Origin of the sequence: Nitrobacter sp. (assembly GCF_051535235.1) — a bacterium.
Classification (GTDB): domain Bacteria; phylum Pseudomonadota; class Alphaproteobacteria; order Rhizobiales; family Xanthobacteraceae; genus Nitrobacter.
The window spans coordinates 169,200-187,059 of record NZ_JBPPLZ010000002.1 but is presented as its reverse complement, the minus strand read 5'-3'; the positions used below and the strand labels follow the sequence as shown (position 1 = coordinate 187,059).

General features: G+C 63.9%; 16 protein-coding genes. 11 read left to right on the top strand and 5 right to left on the bottom strand.

Translation table 11 applies throughout. The features are described 5' to 3' along the window. Positions 1-166 precede the first annotated feature (166 nt). From ACS3WA_RS03350 to ACS3WA_RS03340, 3 genes are all read left to right on the top strand, one after another. Complete coding sequence (locus ACS3WA_RS03350) at positions 167-571, top strand: winged helix-turn-helix domain-containing protein (protein ID WP_412774807.1); 405 nt, start codon at positions 167-169, stop codon at positions 569-571. A gap of 174 nt (positions 572-745) precedes the next feature. Next, on the top strand, positions 746-1,306 hold the full coding sequence (locus tag ACS3WA_RS03345; RefSeq protein WP_438277148.1) for a DUF2478 domain-containing protein: 561 nt from the start codon (positions 746-748) through the stop codon (positions 1,304-1,306). A 58-nt stretch (positions 1,307-1,364) separates the two neighbouring features. Continuing rightward, on the top strand, positions 1,365-2,942 hold the full coding sequence (locus tag ACS3WA_RS03340) for an FGGY-family carbohydrate kinase (RefSeq protein ID WP_438277147.1): 1,578 nt from the start codon (positions 1,365-1,367) through the stop codon (positions 2,940-2,942). Positions 2,943-2,955: 13 nt separating this feature from the next. Here ACS3WA_RS03340 and ACS3WA_RS03335 read toward each other — a convergent pair whose 3' ends face one another. Beyond that, the gene (locus tag ACS3WA_RS03335; RefSeq protein ID WP_438277146.1) at positions 2,956-4,653 is read right to left on the bottom strand and encodes an outer membrane beta-barrel protein; all 1,698 of its coding nucleotides are present in this window, start codon (positions 4,651-4,653) and stop codon (positions 2,956-2,958) included. A gap of 185 nt (positions 4,654-4,838) precedes the next feature. Here ACS3WA_RS03335 and ACS3WA_RS03330 point away from each other — a divergent pair, with 185 nt between their 5' ends. Next, a complete protein-coding gene (locus tag ACS3WA_RS03330) occupies positions 4,839-5,852 on the top strand; it encodes a KpsF/GutQ family sugar-phosphate isomerase (RefSeq protein WP_438277145.1) in 1,014 nt (337 codons plus the stop codon). 15 nt (positions 5,853-5,867) lie between these two features. On the opposite strand, the gene ACS3WA_RS03325 is transcribed toward ACS3WA_RS03330, so the two are convergent. The 3 genes from ACS3WA_RS03325 to hemH form a co-directional block, all read right to left on the bottom strand. Beyond that, the gene (locus ACS3WA_RS03325; protein WP_438277144.1) at positions 5,868-6,314 is read right to left on the bottom strand and encodes an NfeD family protein; all 447 of its coding nucleotides are present in this window, start codon (positions 6,312-6,314) and stop codon (positions 5,868-5,870) included. Between the two features lie 18 nt (positions 6,315-6,332). After that, on the bottom strand, positions 6,333-7,328 hold the full coding sequence (locus ACS3WA_RS03320) for an SPFH domain-containing protein (RefSeq protein WP_438277143.1): 996 nt from the start codon (positions 7,326-7,328) through the stop codon (positions 6,333-6,335). 255 nt (positions 7,329-7,583) lie between these two features. Next, positions 7,584-8,621, bottom strand: a complete 1,038-nt coding sequence (gene hemH, locus ACS3WA_RS03315) for a ferrochelatase (RefSeq protein ID WP_438277142.1) — start codon at positions 8,619-8,621, stop codon at positions 7,584-7,586. Positions 8,622-8,709: 88 nt separating this feature from the next. Here hemH and ACS3WA_RS03310 point away from each other — a divergent pair, with 88 nt between their 5' ends. Further along, positions 8,710-9,096, top strand: coding sequence for an MAPEG family protein (locus tag ACS3WA_RS03310; RefSeq protein ID WP_438277390.1), 387 nt, complete (start codon positions 8,710-8,712; stop codon positions 9,094-9,096). Between the two features lie 49 nt (positions 9,097-9,145). Here ACS3WA_RS03310 and ACS3WA_RS03305 read toward each other — a convergent pair whose 3' ends face one another. After that, positions 9,146-11,236, bottom strand: a complete 2,091-nt coding sequence (locus tag ACS3WA_RS03305; protein WP_438277141.1) for a M3 family metallopeptidase — start codon at positions 11,234-11,236, stop codon at positions 9,146-9,148. Positions 11,237-11,390: 154 nt separating this feature from the next. Here ACS3WA_RS03305 and ACS3WA_RS03300 point away from each other — a divergent pair, with 154 nt between their 5' ends. From ACS3WA_RS03300 to ACS3WA_RS03275, 6 genes are all read left to right on the top strand, one after another. Continuing rightward, positions 11,391-11,651 carry a hypothetical protein gene (locus tag ACS3WA_RS03300; RefSeq protein WP_438277389.1) on the top strand — a complete coding sequence of 87 codons (261 nt, stop codon included), beginning with the start codon at positions 11,391-11,393 and terminating at the stop codon, positions 11,649-11,651. A 664-nt stretch (positions 11,652-12,315) separates the two neighbouring features. Next, positions 12,316-13,458 (top strand): type III PLP-dependent enzyme, encoded by a 1,143-nt coding sequence (locus tag ACS3WA_RS03295; protein WP_438277140.1) that lies wholly within the window; start codon positions 12,316-12,318, stop codon positions 13,456-13,458. Between the two features lie 127 nt (positions 13,459-13,585). Further along, positions 13,586-14,179, top strand: a complete 594-nt coding sequence (locus tag ACS3WA_RS03290; RefSeq protein WP_438277139.1) for a GNAT family N-acetyltransferase — start codon at positions 13,586-13,588, stop codon at positions 14,177-14,179. Positions 14,180-14,514: 335 nt separating this feature from the next. Further along, positions 14,515-14,910 carry a nucleoside diphosphate kinase regulator gene (rnk, locus tag ACS3WA_RS03285; RefSeq protein ID WP_438277138.1) on the top strand — a complete coding sequence of 132 codons (396 nt, stop codon included), beginning with the start codon at positions 14,515-14,517 and terminating at the stop codon, positions 14,908-14,910. Between the two features lie 267 nt (positions 14,911-15,177). Beyond that, a complete protein-coding gene (locus ACS3WA_RS03280) occupies positions 15,178-16,146 on the top strand; it encodes a cation diffusion facilitator family transporter (protein WP_438277137.1) in 969 nt (322 codons plus the stop codon). A gap of 142 nt (positions 16,147-16,288) precedes the next feature. Beyond that, on the top strand, positions 16,289-17,725 hold the full coding sequence (locus tag ACS3WA_RS03275) for a homospermidine synthase (RefSeq protein ID WP_438277136.1): 1,437 nt from the start codon (positions 16,289-16,291) through the stop codon (positions 17,723-17,725). The last annotated feature ends 135 nt before the right edge of the window (positions 17,726-17,860 follow it).

The following is a 17,860-nucleotide window of genomic DNA, read 5'->3' as shown; positions in this document are numbered from 1 at the left end:
TCGTGGCCACTGTGCGCGCGAATCACTTCCAACACGGCAAGGTGATCGTGGATTAGTACCGCCCGCTCTTCTCGAAGGGCAAGCGCACTCGATAGCATCATTCGAAAGCTGACGTTCAACATGGAATGATGTATAGTTTCTGTTTCCAGATACCATCGGGCGTGACATGCAGGCTTCATCCAACAAATCAATCCCCTCGTTGAGCTTGCGGATCGATCTCGACCCAAAGGGCCGTATTGGACCGGGCAAAATCGAGTTGCTCGAGAGCATACAGGCTTGCGGTTCGATTTCGGCCGCCGGACGCGCCATGGACATGTCCTATAAGCGCGCCTGGGATCTCGTCGATGAAATAAACCGCATCTGCCGGCAGGCCGCGGTCGCGCGGCAGACCGGCGGCAAGAATGGCGGCGGCGCGGTCCTGACCCCGTTCGGGGTCTCCCTGGTCGCTCGCTATCGCAAGATCGAGCGCGATGCCTCAACTGCCGTCCACAAGGAACTCGAGGCGCTGCGGAACGACATCCGGCACCCGAAAAAAAACGTGGAACGAGACAAAGACACCAGGGCTCGTTGATCCGGAGCGCCACGACGTCGAGCGACCGGCGAGGCCCAGCCAAACAGTCGACCGCCGGCAGCGTTCCGCGCTGGCCTGATCCTCCCTTACGTGATATATATCTGGCTATAACGTCAGGACTTGGCCGGAAAATCGCGGCGAGCGCCGCCGCGACGTTGATCGAGGAGGCGAATCATGTTCGACGCCCAATGCGACCTCGCTGCCCTGGTTTATACGGAAGGTCAGGATCCGGACGCGATCCTGCGTGAGTTCGCCTCGGGTCTGAACGCCAACGGCCACCGGGCCGTGGGCATCGTTCAACTCGGCCGTTACTGTCCCGATGCGAGCCTGTCGGCGACGCTTGTTCCTACCGGCGAGCAACTTCAACTATTTCAGGACAGGAACGCTTCGGCGGGGTGCCGGCTCGACGTCGGACAGTTGACCGGCGTCGGCGAGCGGATTGCGAGAATCCTCGACGAAGGCGCAGATATCCTGATCGTCAACCGCTTCGGCCGCCAGGAGCGCGAGGGCAAGGGCCTTGCCCACCTGATCGCACACGCGCTCGGCGCCGACATTCCGGTGGTGATCGCGGTGCCGGCCCACCATTTTTCAGACTGGATCACGTTCGCCGGCGGCATGACCGTCAAATTGCACTGCGACCGCGAATCGCTGGATGCGTGGTGGCGCCTCGTATCGGCCCGCAACGCCAGCCTGCGCCGACCCGATCGCGCAACGGTCTGCGAGATCTTCAAATAGGCTCCCGGCGGCACAACCTTCTTGACACGACCGCGGCGCTTCATCTGTAGATGCCTGCATGCGAGGTCTCGTGATCGCGGTGGACGTCGGATCGAGCAGCGCGCGCGCCGGCGTGTTCGACAAGCGCGGCGTCCTGCTTGCGCGCGCCGAAGCTCCGTTTTCGACCGCACACCCTCTGCCCGATCATGCCGAACACAGTTCGGACGAAATCTGGACCGCGGTCTGCCAGGCGGTGCGCGGAGCCGTTGCGGTCGGACACATCGCCGCGGATGAGGTCAAGGGCATCGCCTTCGACGCCACCTGCTCGCTCGTCGCCCTTGACCGCGCCGGCCGGCCGGTCACCGTTTCGGTGACCGGCGAGGACCGTTGGAACGTCATCATGTGGGCCGACCATCGCGCCACCGCGGAAGCCGAACAGATCACGGCCACCCGCCATCGCGTGCTGGACCATGTCGGCAATGTGATGTCGCCGGAAATGGAAATTCCCAAGCTGCTCTGGCTGAAGCGGCATTGTCCGGATGCGTGGAGCCGCTATGGGCTTGTGCTCGACCTTACCGACTTCCTGACATGGAAGGCGACGGGACAGGCCGCGATCTCCACCTGCACCGTGACGTGCAAATGGACCTATCTCGCCCACGAGAAACCCGGCTGGCAAGGCGATTTCCTGTCGTGCATCGGGCTGGACGATTTGCAGGACAGGGCGTCGCTTCCCGCCTTGACGCAATCGATCGGATCGAGCGCGGGTCCCCTGACAGCCCAAAGCGCCGCCGAACTTGGACTGCCCGGCGACTGCATCGTCGGCGTCGGCGCGATCGATGCGCATGCCGGCGGCATCGGTGTCCTCGGCGGGCTCGACGCCGCCGGGCTCAACGAGACGCTCGCCATGATCGCCGGCACCTCCTCATGCCACATGGCGGCCTCGCCCGATCCGAGGCAAATCCCAGGCGTATGGGGTCCCTATTACGACGCGATGCTGCCGGGCTACTGGCTGAACGAGGCCGGCCAGTCCGCCACAGGCTCGCTGCTCGATCACATCCTCGACCTCCACGCCGAGGGACAATCGCTCGGCGCGGACCGACACGCGGTGATGGCGGCACGGATCGAGGCCGCGCTGGCCGAGAACGGCCTGGCGTTCGTCGAGGGCCTGCATGTGTTGCCGGACTTTCACGGCAACCGCTCCCCGCTCGCCGATCCCGATTCCGTCGGCGTGATCCACGGTCTGCGCCTCGATGCCTCCGCCGATTCGCTAACCCGGCTTTATTTCGCGACCGCGATCGGCATCGCGCTGGGAACACGACATATCATCGATGCCCTGAACGACGCCGGCTACGCCATCGACCAGATACGGTTGACCGGCGGCCACGCCGCGAGCCCGCTGCTGGTCCGGCTTTACGCCGACGCGGCCGGGGTCTCGGTATCCCTGCCCGAACAACCCGACGGCGTGCTTTCGGGAACAGCATGTGTCGCGGCCGCCGGCTGCGGGCTTTATCCGTCGCTCACGGCCGCCGCGGCGGAGATGACCCGGATCGGCCGCACCGTGCAGCCGACCCCCGCGTCGCGCGACTTCTTCGAGCGCCGCTATCGTGCGTTCCTGTTAATGCACGAGCATCGCCAAGCGTTGTCGCGGCTCGCATGACGGACACCAACACCTACCGCTGCAGCCGGACGCCGAGCATCACCACGGTCGACGCCGAACCCGCGCCGGGAATGTTCGAACTGAGAATGTCGCGGCGCACCTGCGCCTTGATCTGGAATTCGCGGGTCAGCTTGTAAACGAGATCGCCGGAGATCGAGTAGATCTCGTCGGAGCGTGTCGAGCCCTGATAGTCCTGCGTGCCGTAGGTGAACCTGCCGACCGCGCTCAGCCAGCGGCGGAAATCGTGATCGACCTCGAAGGTATAGGTGCGCGTCAGCACGCCGGAGACGCCGGCCAGCGTGGATTCGTCCACCGAGGTGACGGAGATGAACTTCGCGGTTGTCAACGGCGTCGCCGACCACACCAGCGACGCGCTGGTGAGCAGGCCGGTCAACTGGTTGAGGCGCGGGTCGGCGTAGCTCCGCGCGGCGTAGCCGATCGAGGCTTCGCCGGTCAGCAGCCGCGTGAACTCGAAGCTGGTCCCGGCCTTGGCATAGCCGCCGCTGGAATCGCGCTGGAAGCCGTTGCGGTCGAGCCGCGTGTCGTGGACGCGCGTGTCCGCTTCGACCTCGCCGAACGGCTTGACCCCAGGCATCAGATCGTAGCTGACGCGCGCGATGCCGCCGTACTGGTTGAAGTTGCGGTCGTCATTGGGCGTCGAGGTGCCGTCAGTCAGCCGCGAGTCCTGATACGTCGTGCGGTCCACGGTCCCGTTCAGCGAGACTTGCAGGCGGTTGAAGTCGTGCTCGATGCCGGCCGTCCCGCCGGTGGTCGCATAAAGCGGATACCGCGCGAGGCCGGCCTGGATGTTGGGGCTGCCGGGATTGTCGGTGCCGATCCGCAACCGCAGCTCCGAATTGAGGCGGGTATCGTGCGTCACATCGAGGCGTCCATCGGCCTTTCCGGTGAAATCCGGCCGATCCACGTTGGTCGGCACCGGCGACGCGACCGGCTGACCGGAATTGTCGAATCCCGGAGGAAATGTCCTCTCGTAACCCGTAAACGAGCCGCGCAGATCGACGAGCAGGGAATGGCGTTCCCAGTCGGATGCCGCCACGAATTCGGGCGACACCATATAGAACGCCGACCCCTTCGGCTTGTCGAACCGGCCAGGATTGGTGTCGTAGCCGCCCGACAACTCCACCGCCGACTTGACGAGGAAACCGCCGACATAATTGCCGACCGCGCCGAACGGATCGTCATCACGCTTCAAGCGGCGGCGTGCGGGTTGTCCGTCCACCCTTCCCGCCATCGCCGGCGCGACGGGAGGCTTGTTCGCGGTCGATGACGGCGGCACCGACAATGGCGGCGGCGGCGGAACGGCAATGAAGTTGCCCGGCCCCGGCGGCTGCTTCGGTTTCGGCGCGCCGGAATAAGGCTTCGGCTTCTTGCGGCGTCGATTGAGCGAGTCGTAACCGGTGTCGCCCGCACCCGCTGCGGCAGACACGCCGTAATCCGGAATCCGGCCGATGCGCGATGGGGCTGCCGTCGACGAGGCAGGCGCGGCATCGTCCGCGCCGGCGTCGCTGATCCTGCGCAAATCGGAATCCTGCGGCTGAAAGAATCCGCCACGGACCGGATTCATCAGATCGCGGGTGAGCGTTTGCGCCTCGGCCGTCAGGCATCCGGGACCGATGAGGACAAGGCAGGCCAAAACCGCGCGCCACAGGGAGGCGCGCTGGCGGCGGCCCGTCGCTGGACCCAAAGTCACGACCCGAAAACTCCAGCAGGAACTTATGCTTGCAAAGGCGCGCCGTGAGGCGCGACTATCGTTAATGGAGTTAAAACAATTATGGTTAATGGGCCGTTGAGACGGGAATGCTGCATCGCATGGTACGCGCCGGCGTGCTAAAGCAGATCGCAACGACACTCGTCCGTCTCATCGCGGAACCAGGCATGACTTCGCTAAAATCACGACCGGCAACATCCGCCATGACCGATCAGGCGACGGCCGCGATCGAATCCGCGTTGCGGACGTTCGAGGCGGAGGCCGGCGGCGTGACTGCGCTTGCCGCAGCCCTGAACTCCGATCTCGGGCCTGCGTTCGCCGCGGCCGCCGACATGATCCGCAGCGCCAAGGGACGGCTGATCGTCACCGGTCTCGGCAAGTCCGGCCACATCGGCCGCAAGATCGCGGCGACTTTCGCCTCGACCGGAACGCCGGCCTTTTTCGTCCATGCGGCGGAAGCCAGTCACGGCGACCTCGGCATGATTACCGCCGACGACGTCATTCTGGCGATGTCGTGGTCCGGCGAGCAGCCGGAGATGAAAAACCTCATCACCTACGCCAATCGCTTTCGTATCGCCTTGATCGCGATGACCGCCGACCGCGAGTCCACGCTCGGCAAGGCGGCCGATGTCGTGCTGGTGCAGCCCAAGGCGCGCGAAGCCTGCCCGCATAATCTCGCGCCGACGACGTCCTCGCTGATGCAGCTTGCACTCGGCGATGCGCTCGCCATCGCGTTGCTGGAGGGCCGCGGCTTCACCTCGGTCGACTTCAGCATGCTGCATCCGGGCGGCAAGCTCGGCGCGCTGCTGAAATACACCCGCGACCTCATGCACAGCGGCGACGCCGTTCCGCTGAAGCCGCTCGGCACCAAAATGTCCGATGCGCTGGTCGAGATGACCTCGAAGGGGTTCGGTTGCGTCGGCATCGTCGACGACCAGGGACACCTCGTCGGCATCGTCACCGACGGCGACCTGCGCCGTCACATGCGCCCGGACCTGATGACCGCGCGCGTCGACGACGTCATGACCCGAAATCCGAAGACGATCGGGCGCGACCTTCTGGCCGGCGAGACATTGGAAATCCTCAACTCGTCGAAGATCACCGCAGTGATCGTGACCGACGAAAAAAAGCCCGTCGGCATCGTGCATCTGCACGACCTGCTGCGCGCCGGCGTGGCGTAATCGTCGCGAGACGGATTACTGCGCCGCCGCCACCGTCAGACGCGCGCCGTCAGCCTTCACGACCTTCACCCGGCTGCCCGCCGGCGCATCCGGTCCTGCCACGCGCCAGACGGTATCGTCGATGCGCACCGTGCCGGTCCCGTCAACGATCGGCTTTTCCAGCGTAAAGACGCGACCGACAAGCGCGTCGGCGCGCTTGTTGAGGAACGGACTGTCGGCGGCTCCCGGCTTGGCCCGCGCCATGCGCCGCCACAGCGGCACTGCCGCAACGCCGAACACCGCGAACATCAGGATCTGCATCTGCCACGCCGGATCGAGGGCGAATGACAGCACGCCGACCAGGAACGCGGCGAGGCCGAGCCAGAACAGGAACACGCCCGGTGTCAGCAATTCGAGTCCCATCAGGATGAGACCGAAGATGAGCCAGTTCCAAGTTCCGAGTGAGGCAAACATGTCGGCCATAAAAAACGCTCCCTAATCCTACCCCTGCGGCGGGACCGGCTGGGCCGGCGCGCCCGCATTCGGCACCGCGCTCCGCCGTGTGGCGGCAGCCGTCGCCGCGCTCTCGCCGAAAGTCGCTTTGGCAATCTCGCCGATGCCGCCCAGTGAGGCCAGCATGCTGGTGGCTTCGAGCGGCAGCATCACCACCTTCTGGTTCGGCGAGTTGGCAAGCTGGCCGAAGGCCTTGATGTATTTGTCAGCGATGAAGTAGTTCAGCGACGCCACGTCGCCCTTGGCGATCGCCTCGCTCACCATCCGCGTCGCCTTGGCCTCCGCTTCCGCCGACCGCTCGCGCGCCTCGGCATCGCGGAAGGCGGCTTCCTTGCGGCCTTCGGCTTCGAGGATCTGCGACTGCTTCTGGCCCTCGGCCTTGAGGATCGCCGACTGGCGCTGGCCTTCGGCCTGAAGGATGTCGGCGCGCTTTTCGCGCTCGGCCTTCATCTGACGACCCATCGCCTGCACGAGGTCGGCCGGCGGCACGATATCCTTGATCTCGATGCGGTTGACCTTGAGGCCCCACGGCGACACCGCGGCGTCCACCACCCGCAGCAGCCGCTCGTTGATCTCGTCGCGATGCGACAGCACCTGGTCAAGGTCCATCGCGCCCATCACCGAGCGGATGTTGGTCATGGTCAACGTCACGATCGCCTGGTTGAGGTTCGCCACCTCATAGCTCGCCTTGGCGGCATCGAACACCTGATAGAAAGTGACACCGTCCACGGTGACGGTCGCGTTGTCCTTGGTGATGACCTCCTGCTTGGGAATTTCGATCACCTGCTCCATCATGTTCATCTTGCGCCCGACGCGGTCGATATAGGGCACGATGAGATTGAGGCCGGGATCGAGCGTCCGCGTGTACTTGCCGAACCGTTCGATGGTCCAGTCGTAGCCCTGCGGCACAGTCTTGACGCCGGCCAGCAGCGTCAGCACCACAAGCGCCACGAAAACAATCGCGAAAATATCGAACCCGGTCATGAATGTCTCCTGCAGGGATCGCCCTGCCGCGAGGCGCGCCGCACTGTCTCGCGCGGATTGAAAGCGGCAAAACTCCCGGTTGGTCGCCACCGGAAGATGTAAGGTTCGATTGCCGGAAAGGGAGAGGCGGTGACAAAGCACCGTCATTCCGGAAGCCGCTATCCGGAATCCAGCAATCAAGCAATCAAATGACGCATTCGATCTGGCCGGATTCCGGGTTCGGCGCTTCGCACCGCCCCGGAATGACAATCTGCTCTAAATCCAGCCCTGAAGCTCGCGCAGCACCAGCTTCCGGATCACGTCCATGCCGGGATCGCTGTCGTTCAGGCATGGAATTGCAGTGAACTCCTCGCCTCCGTTCTGGCGGAAGATATGCGCATTTTCCTGCGCGATCTCCTCCAGCGTCTCCAGACAATCGGCCGAGAAGCCCGGCGTGACGACGGCCAGGCGCTTCACGCCGTCCTTCGCCAACTTCTCGACGGTCTTGTCGGTGTAGGGCTGCAGCCACTCGTCAAAACCGAAACGCGACTGGAACGTCAGCATCAGTTTGGACGCATCGAGTCCCATCCGCTTGCGCAGGGCCTCGGTGGTCGCGACGCATTGTCCCTGGTAGGGATCGCCCTTTTCGATATAGGCCTGCGGCATACCGTGGAACGAGGCCATGATGATTTCGGGCGTGAACGGCAGCGAGGCGAGATGCTTCTCGATCGAAACCGCGAGCGCATCGATATAGTCGGGATCGTCGTAATACGGCGGCGTCACCCGCAGCGTCGGCTGCGCGCGCATGTCGCTCAACACGCGGAATGCCTCGTCACACACGGTGGCGGAAGTCGCCGCCGAATATTGCGGATAGAGCGGCACCACCAGCAGCCTGTCGCAACCCTGGGCCGTCAGCGCCGCGATGCGCAATTGCATCGAGGGATTGCCATAACGCATCGCCCAGTCGACGACGACGTGATCGTGATCTGCGATAGCCGCCGCGAGTTTGTCCGACTGCGCCCGCGTGATGATCTTGATCGGCGACTCGTTGCGCTCGGCGTCCCAGATCTTCAGGTAGTCGAGCGCCTTGCGGCGCGGGCGGGTATTCAGAATGATGCCGTTCAGCACCAGCTTCCAAACCAGGCCCTGCTTCTCGATGACGCGCGGATCGGACAAAAATTCCTTCAGATAGATGCGCACGCCGCGGGCGTCGGCGGTGTCGGGCGTGCCGAGATTGACGAGCAGAACGCCCACACGTCCCCGTGGGGTGCCCTCCCCGCTCGTGGCCCTTCCGATAGGAATAACGACCGTCATGCCGACTGGATTCGCGCGCTTGCCCGTTATTGTCAAGCCCGCGCAACTGCCGGTACTGTCATCGAAACTGGGCGTGAAGGGAATTGCCATGACGATCGCCGAATGGTGCGTTTTCGGAGCGGTCGTCCTGTATCTGGTAACGATCGTGCCGTTCAAGGCGCTGGGGTCTCCCGGCTTCGACAACGCCCGTCCGCGCGATCCCGGATTCTACGCCGATCCGCTGCGCTCCCGCGGGCTCGGGGCGCACCTGAACGGCATCGAGGCCTTTCCATTTTTCGCGGCGGCCGTCCTGCTTGCGGAATTTCGCGCCGCACCCCAGCACCTGATCGACGAACTGGCGGTCCTGTTCCTGATCGTTCGCGCCGCCTACGTTTTCACCTATATCGGCGACCGGCCGACGCTGCGGTCGATCCTCTGGGGCCTCGGCTTTGCGATCAACACCGCGATCTTCTTCCTGCCGCTGATCCGGCGCTGACTGGCTTCCTAGCAGGCTAACGGCGTCGGCTGGGCTCTCACCCGCTGCCTTACGCCGCCTGCGGTGTCTCGAGCAGGCCACGACGGCGCAGCAGCGCGTCGGCCTCCGGCTTGCGGCCGCGGAATGCGACATAGGCCTCTTCGGGATCGCGCGAGCCACCCGACGAGTAGATGTCGTCGTGCAACCGCCTCGCGGTTGCCGGATCGAAGATGTCGCCGGCCTCCTCGAAGGCGCCGAAGGCATCGGCATCCATCACCTCCGACCACATGTAGCTGTAATAACCCGCGGCATAGTGATCGCCGGAGAAGATATGGCCGAACTGGGTCGGACGATGCCGCATCGCGATTTCCGCCGGCATGCCGATCTTCTCCAGTTCCGCACGCTCGAAAGCCCCGACATCGCGAACCGCCGACGCGGGCTGGCTGTGGAACTCCAGATCCATCAATGCCGAGGCGACGAATTCCACGGTTGCGAAACCCTGGTTGAATTGCCGCGCGGCGAGAAAACGCCTGAGCAGATCGTCGGGCAACGGTTCGCCGTTCTGGTAATGCCTGGCGAATTGCCGCAGCACCTGCGGCTGCTCCTGCCAGTGTTCGTAGAGCTGTGAGGGCAACTCGACGAAATCGGTGAACACGCTGGTGCCCGACAGCGAGGGATAGGTAACGTTCGAGAGCATGCCGTGCAGGCCATGGCCGAACTCATGGAACAGGGTGCGCGCATCGTCCGGCGACAGCAGCGCAGGTTCGCCCTCGGAGCCTTTCGCGAAGTTGCAGACGTTGATCACCAGCGGCGCGACGTCGCCGTCGAGCTTCTGCTGGTCGCGCAGCGACGTCATCCACGCGCCGGACCGCTTCGAAGCCCGCGCGAAATAATCCCCATAGAACAGCGCCTGATGCTCGCCGGCGGCGTTCTTCACCTCCCAGACCCGGACATCCGGATGCCAGACCGGGACATCCTTGCGCTCGGAAAAGGTAAGGCCGAACAGCCGATGCGCACAGTCGAAGGCAGCGGCGATCATGCCCTCCAGCGTCAGATACGGCTTGATCGCATCGTCGTCGAAGTCGGCGCGGATCTGCCGCAGCTTCTCGGCGTAGTAGCGCCAGTCCCACGGCGCGAGGGTGAAGTTGCCGCCCTCCTCCGCGATCAGGCCTTGCAGGGCATCGCGGTCCGCGAGCGCGCGTTCGCGCGCCGGCTTCCAGACCCGCTCCAGGAGGTTGCGAGCGGCTTCCGGCGTCCCCGCCATGGAGTCCTCGAAGCGATATGCAGCGAAAGTCGGGTAGCCCAGGAGCTTCGCCCGCTCCTCGCGAAGAGCGAGGATTTCCGGGATCACGGCATTGTTGTCATGGGCGTTGCCGTTGTCGCCGCGGGCGGTGAAGGCCTTGTAGACCTTTTCGCGCAGATCGCGCCGACGCGAGCTCTTGAGGAACGGTTCGACGGACGAACGCGAGGTGGTGACGACAGCCTTGCCTGCGAGCCCACGCTCTTCGGCGGCAGCGCGCGCCGCAGCGACGAAGCTGTCGGGCAGGCCGTCGAGATCATCCTCGCCGAGTTCGAGGAACCAGGCCTGCTCGTCGCCGAGCAGATTGTGGCTGAAGGTGGTGCCAAGCTGCGCGAGACGTTCGTTGATCTCGGCCATTCGCGTCTTGGCGGCCTCGTCGAGGCCGGCGCCGGCGCGGTGGAAGCGGATATAGGTGCGTTCCAGCAGTCGCAACTGCTCCGCCGTCAGGCCGAGCGACACGCGATTCTGATGAACCTGCGCGATGCGGCCGAACAGCACCGCGTTCATCATGATCGGGTTCCAGTGCCGCGCCATCCGCAGGGTGACGTCCTTGTCGATCTCGAGCAGCGCCGGATTTGAGTGCGCCGACACCAGGTCGTCAAACACCGCAGACACCTTCGCGAGCAGCTTGCCCGAACGCTCCAGCGCGGTGACGGTGTTGGCGAAATCCGGCGCCGAGGGATCGTGGGTGATGGCGGCGATCTCGGCGGCATGATCGACGAACGCCTGCTCGAAAGTGGGCAGGAAGTGTTCGGGCGCGATCTCACCGAACGGCGGGGTCTGGAAGGGCGTCTGCCATGCCTTCAGCAGCGGGTTGTCCGGGGTGGAAGCCGAAGGCGGCGATTGAGACGTGTCTGACATGAAGCTCCTGCTTTTGCCTTTGCCGTCGCCGCACATTTTGCCGCTATCCGCAAGGCATCGGAACTATAACACGCGATGCGACCTTTTTGGTCCATTGGCGCTTGCCGCGGGCGGCATTTTCGGAGAGATTGCCGCCGATAACGGGACCCCTGACATGAGCTCGCAACCCTCCGCTTCCACCTCGCGCCAGATCGTCTGGCCGAGCGTCATCACCGTCATCTCTGCGGCGATTCTGATCGGCGCGGAAGTGTTCGGCGCCGCGTTCGCCGGCGGCTGGGCGCTCGCCATCCTGTTCGGTCTCAGCGATATGGAGGCACACATCCTCCAGGCGGTGCTGTTCGTGATCGGCGTGTTCGTGATGATCAACTTCATCCGCGCCGCCCAACGCGTCGAACCCTTCGTGCGTCGCGGTTGACGGAAACCGCTGCGGCACAGGGCTAACCTGCTCGCCTGCAAGCGCACGCTCCTTACGCTTCATTAAACAATCTAAACATCCATTCATCTTCGGCGCGCGGCTCTACGCTCCGGATGACCGCATCGTGGAGAAACCCGCCTCCGCGGCAAAAAAATTCTTGCGAAGCCGGGTCAAAAGACATATCTCCGCTTCTGCCCAATTTCGCACGTGCCTGTGGTCGTGTGTCAGTCGGTAGGTATCCGGACAAGAGGCCGGACAGCCGCCAAGGGTGAAGTCGCCGAGGTCGCTCAGGTCGGTCCGATCCGATCGAACTGAGAGGCCAGCATCTCTCTCCAGGGATGCCGTCAAGGCGCTTTGCTCCTTGCAACCGTGACTGGCAGCCGGAGGCGAACCGGCGCACCCCGCTCTCAACGGGGGACGCGACTTAAAGCAACGACGGATCGGGCTTTTTTGGTCTCTACCGGCCTTCCACCGCCGGCGCGGGCTACTGAAAAGGCTTGTCCTTCATTGCCAGGTGTGCGGGCGGGATCATCCCAACCAATCCACGGCAGCACAGTTGGTTTGAACGCAAGGCTCTGTCGCGCCTCCATCGTGCGGCACGGCCTGAACGTTCACACCGACATCATTTTGAACGAGTCCGTCGCTGGACCGTTTGGAGGGTGCTATGACCGAACGCATTCAGGAATTCCTGCGCGATCGCCGCAACAAAGGCAACGACACCGAGCCCTGCCTCGTGGTCGATCTCGACGTCGTGCGCGACAACTACCAGACCTTCGCGAAGGCGTTGCCGGATTCGCGCGTGTTCTATGCGGTGAAGGCCAACCCGGCGCCCGAGGTGCTGAGCCTGCTTGCCTCGCTCGGCTCGTGCTTCGACACCGCAACCGTCGCGGAGATCGAGATGGCGCTGGCCGCCGGCGCGACGCCGGACCGCATCTCGTTCGGCAACACCATCAAGAAGGAGCGCGACATCGCGCGCGCCTACGCGCTCGGCATTCGCCTGTTTGCCGTCGACTGCACCGCCGAGGTCGAGAAGATCGCGCGCGCCGCGCCGGCTGCGAAGGTGTTCTGCCGCATCCTCTATGATTGCGCCGGCGCCGAGTGGCCGCTGTCGCGCAAGTTCGGCTGCGACCCGGAAATGGCGGTCGACGTGCTCGATGCAGCCAAGCGCCTGAACCTCGAGCCGGTCGGCATCTCGTTCCATGTCGGCTCGCAGCAGCGCAAGGTGAAGGCGTGGGACCGCGCGCTCGCGATGGCCTCGCAGGTGTTCCGCGATTGCGCCGAGCGCGGGATCAACCTGACCATGGTCAACATGGGCGGGGGGTTCCCGACCAGGTACCTCAAGGACGTTCCGCCGGTCGTGCAGTACGGTCGGTCGATCTTCCGCGCGCTGCGCAAGCACTTCGGCAATCAGATCCCGGAGACCATCATCGAGCCGGGCCGCGGCATGGTGGGCAACGCCGGGGTGATCGAGGCGGAAGTCGTTCTGATCTCGAAGAAGAGCGACGACGACGAGAACCGCTGGGTCTATCTCGACATCGGCAAGTTCGGCGGCCTTGCCGAAACCATGGACGAGTCGATCCGCTACGCGATCAGGACGCGGCATGACGGCGCCGAGATGACGCCGTGCGTGCTGGCCGGGCCGACCTGCGACTCCGCCGACGTGCTCTACGAGAAGCAGCCGTATCCGCTGCCGGTGACGCTGGAGATCGGCGATAAGCTGCTGATCGAAGGCACCGGCGCCTATACGTCGACTTACTCGTCTGTGGCCTTCAACGGCTTCCCGCCGCTGAAGACGTACCACATCTGAGCGCAAGCTCGCCCGTTGCGGGAGATGAACGAGTACCGGAAGCCGGGCCGCCGGCTTCCACCCCGTCACAATCGTTTTGCCGACGACTCCGCGGTCACCTGTCCGCTGGAGTGAGGACTGACGTGTCATGGCCGCTGTTCTGACCAGGATCGCCGATCACACCGATACCGCTCCGTTCGTCGTCCGCGCCGAGCGCGCGTCGGACGTCGCCGCGCGCGAGGCGCTGCTCGACGCGAGTTTCGGCGAGGGGCGGCACGCGCGCACCTGTCAGCGCCTGCGTGAGGGACGGAAACCGGCCGAAGGTCTCGCCTTTACGGCCACGCGTCAGGGCACGCTGATCGGGACCGTGCGATTGTGGCACATCAACGCCGGGAGCGCTCCGGCGCTGGTGCTCGGGCCGCTCGCGGTCGACGCATCCTGCCGCGGACTTGGCGTCGGCGCAGCGCTGATGACGCGTGCGCTCGGTGTCGCGCGGACGCGCGGCCATGGCGCGGTTATCCTGCTCGGCGATGCGCCGTATTATTCGCGCTTCGGCTTCTCCGCGCTCGGAACCGGCAGCCTGTCCCTGCCCGGCCCGTTCGAACGCGACCGGCTGCTGGCGCTCGAACTGCGCGCAGGCGCGCTGGAAGGCGCCTCGGGTCTGATCAAAGCGACCGGCGTTATTGCGGCGGGAGCAAGGAAGGATTATGCGCGCCGGCGGCCGCTGTCGCGGGCGGCGTGAACGGCATCAGATAAAGGCGAGCGATGCCTAGATCGCCACTGCTCGCGCCAAGATGTCGCGGTCCGTGCATTGACATCCCTGCGGATCGTCCTACTTTTGAATGATGATGTCGAACGCTTGCAATAACCGTTTGTTGCTGCGCGCAGGTCACCTCCAAGCAGGACGGTGACCCGGACGGACGCGCGCGTCCGTGCCGTCCGGGATAGTTCGACTGCATCCCCAACCGAACACTTTTAATATTCCCGGCACGTTGAGCGATGCGTCGCGCGTCGCAAGCCGTGCCACCCCGGTCGTGATCGCATCGATCCGACACGGCCAATTCGTGGGTGAACAACATGCTGGACCATCTGCAGACCCGCCTTCCCGCCATCGCCATCAGTGCGCGTGATGTCGACCGCCTGCGCCTTCTTGCCGAAGCTGCGATGGAAAAATATCCGACGACGGCGGAATTCCTCGCGCGCGAAATCGATCGCGCCGAAATCATTCCGGTCGATCGACCGGCGCACGATATCGTGACGATGCAGTCCGAAGTGACGTTCGTCGACGACATCAGCGGCCAGCAGCGAACGGTCACTCTGGTTTACCCGGAAGACGCCGACGTCGACGCCGGCAAGATCTCGATCCTCACGCCCATCGGGGCGGCGCTTATCGGCCTGTCCGCGGGACAGAGCATCGAGTTCCAGACGCCATCCGGCGGATGGCGTTCGCTGACGGTGAGCGCCGTCGGTTGATGCCGCCCGGCATCGCCGACCTCGGATAGCAGCGGCGACGTGCCTATTCTCGCGCAAGCGCCAATAGGCACGTTACGTTATAAAATATCACTGCATAAAATATCACTGCGATGACCGCGCCTGCCGCCGTCGCCAGAACTCCCGGCGCATGCCAAGCGTTTTCGAGCGAAGTGGATACCGGTTCACGTCAAGAAAACGCGTCAAAACAAAAATCATAGAGCCTCGCTTCTGATACCATCAGAAGCGAAAAGGCTCTAGACTTGGCATATGCAGGGCAGCCATCATCACGACCATTCCGATCACGATCATGCGCACCATGGGAACGATCATGGCGCGCATGGTCATTGCGGCCATGCCCACGCCACTGACTTCGGCCGCGCCTTCCTCATCGGGATCGGCCTGAATTCAGCGTTCGTTCTTGTCGAGGCCGGCTATGGCTTCGCCGCGAATTCCACGGCGCTGCTCGCGGATGCCGGACACAATCTGTCCGATGTGCTCGGACTGGTTGTTGCGTGGATCGCGGCCGTGCTGTCGCGGCGCCCGCCGACGCCACGCCTGACGTATGGCCTGCGCAAAACCTCGATCCTGGCCGCGCTCGTGAACGCAATCCTTCTGCTCGTTGCATGCGGCGCGATCCTGCTGGAAGCGATCCAGCGGCTGATCCATCCCGAACCGATCGCAAGCCTGACGGTGATGGTGGTTGCCGCGATCGGGATCGTCATCAACGGCATCACAGCATGGCTGTTCGCATCGGGCCGCAAGACCGACCTCAATATTCGCGGTGCCTACCTGCACATGATGGCGGATGCCGCCGTTTCGCTCGGCGTTGTTCTCGCCGCCGCGGCGATGATGATGACGGGATGGTTGTGGCTCGATCCGGCGATGAGTCTCGTCATCGTCGCCGTCATCGTCTGGGGCACGTGGGGTCTTTTGCGCGAAAGCACCGCGATGACGCTGGCGGCGGTGCCTTCCGGCATCGATCCGGCCGCCGTGCGCACCTTCCTCGGCGAGCATCCCGGCGTTGCGTCGATCCACGACCTCCATATCTGGCCGATGAGCACCACCGAAACCGCGCTGACCGCGCATCTGGTCATGCCGGCGGGAAATCCCGGCGATGCATTTCTGACCGAAACCTGCCGCGAACTGCAGCGCCGCTTCGGCATCGGCCACGCAACACTGCAAATCGAGACATCGGACGGCGTCGATTGCGCCCTCGCGCCCGATCACGTGGTGTGATCACGTAACATTCATGATTGAATATCCGCTGGCGACTCGCGCGACTGCGCGCGGGACTTGATTTCATCGGCGTTTTGTCGTTTTCAGGAGCGCCCGCGGCCGCCTTCTGCCGGCTCGCAATTTTCCGACAATCTGGAGAGTCATGATGTCGTCCAATGCTTCGTCCGTGCATGCGCGCATCACCGGCCCGATCGTCATGATCGGTTTCGGTTCGATCGGCAAAGGTACCCTGCCGCTGATCGAGAAGCATTTCGAATTCGACAAATCCCGCTTCGTCATCATCGATCCGCATGCGGACGACACGCTGGCGAAAAAGCACGGCGTCAGATTCATCAGGCAGGCCATCACACGCGACAACTATCACGACGTCCTTGTCCCGCTCCTGACGCAGGGCGGCGGACAGGGCTTCTGCGTCAATTTGTCCGTCGACACCGGCTCCGTCGATCTCATGACCATGTGTCGCGAGATCGGATCGCTCTACATCGATACGGTGGTCGAGCCGTGGCTCGGATTTTATTTCGACAAGAGCGCCGGCCCGGAAAAGCGTTCCAACTACGCGCTGCGTGAAACGCTGCTCGCCGCCAAGCGCAGGAGCGAGGGCGGCACCACCGCGGTCTCCACATGCGGTGCCAATCCCGGCATGGTGTCGTGGTTCGTCAAGCAGGCGCTGCTCGATATCGCGCGCGACACCAGGACGGAGTACAACGAACCGAAGAGCCGCGAAGGTTGGGGCCAGCTCGCCCACAAGCTCGGCGTCAAGGGCATCCACATCGCCGAGCGCGACACCCAGCGCGCCAGGACGCCGAAGCCGATGAACGTGTTCGTCAACACCTGGTCGGTAGAGGGATTCGTCTCGGAGGGCCTGCAGCCGGCCGAACTCGGCTGGGGCACCCACGAAACATGGATGCCGGAGAACGGCCGCGAACACGACACGGGATGTCAGGCCGCGATCTATCTGCTGCAACCGGGAGCCAACACCCGCGTGCGCTCATGGTGCCCGACACCGGGACCGCAATACGGTTTTCTGGTCACCCACAACGAGTCGATCTCGATCGCGGACTATTTCACCGTGCGCGACGGCCAGAACGTGATCTATCGCCCGACCTGCCATTACGCCTATCATCCGGCGAACGACGCCGTGCTATCGCTGCACGAGATGTTCGGCGCGGAAGGCAGGATGCAGCCGAAGTGGCACATTCTGGATGAGACGGAGATCGTCGACGGCATCGACGAACTCGGCGTGCTGGTCTATGGCCACGGCAAGAACGCCTACTGGTACGGCTCGCAGTTGTCGATCGAGGAGACCCGCCGCGTCGCGCCCTATCAGAATGCGACCGGCCTGCAGGTCTCATCCGCCGTGCTCGCGGGCATGGTCTGGGCGCTGGAGAATCCTGAAGCCGGCATCGTCGAGGCGGATGAAATCGACTTCCGTCGTTGCCTGGAAATCCAGCGACCCTATCTCGGTCCGGTGAAAGGCTTCTACACCGACTGGACGCCGCTCAACGACCGCCCCGGACTTTTTCCGGAAGACATCGACACCTCCGATCCCTGGCAGTTCAGGAACGTGCTGGTCCGGTGATTCAATCATCGTCATGTGGGCGGATGCCCGCTGACCCGGCACACATAAATTACGAGATAGGAAGGGCGGGATTCCGGTTCGATATTGCGTATCGCTCCGGAATGACGAGCCGCGGATACCGAAGCGCTTTTTATT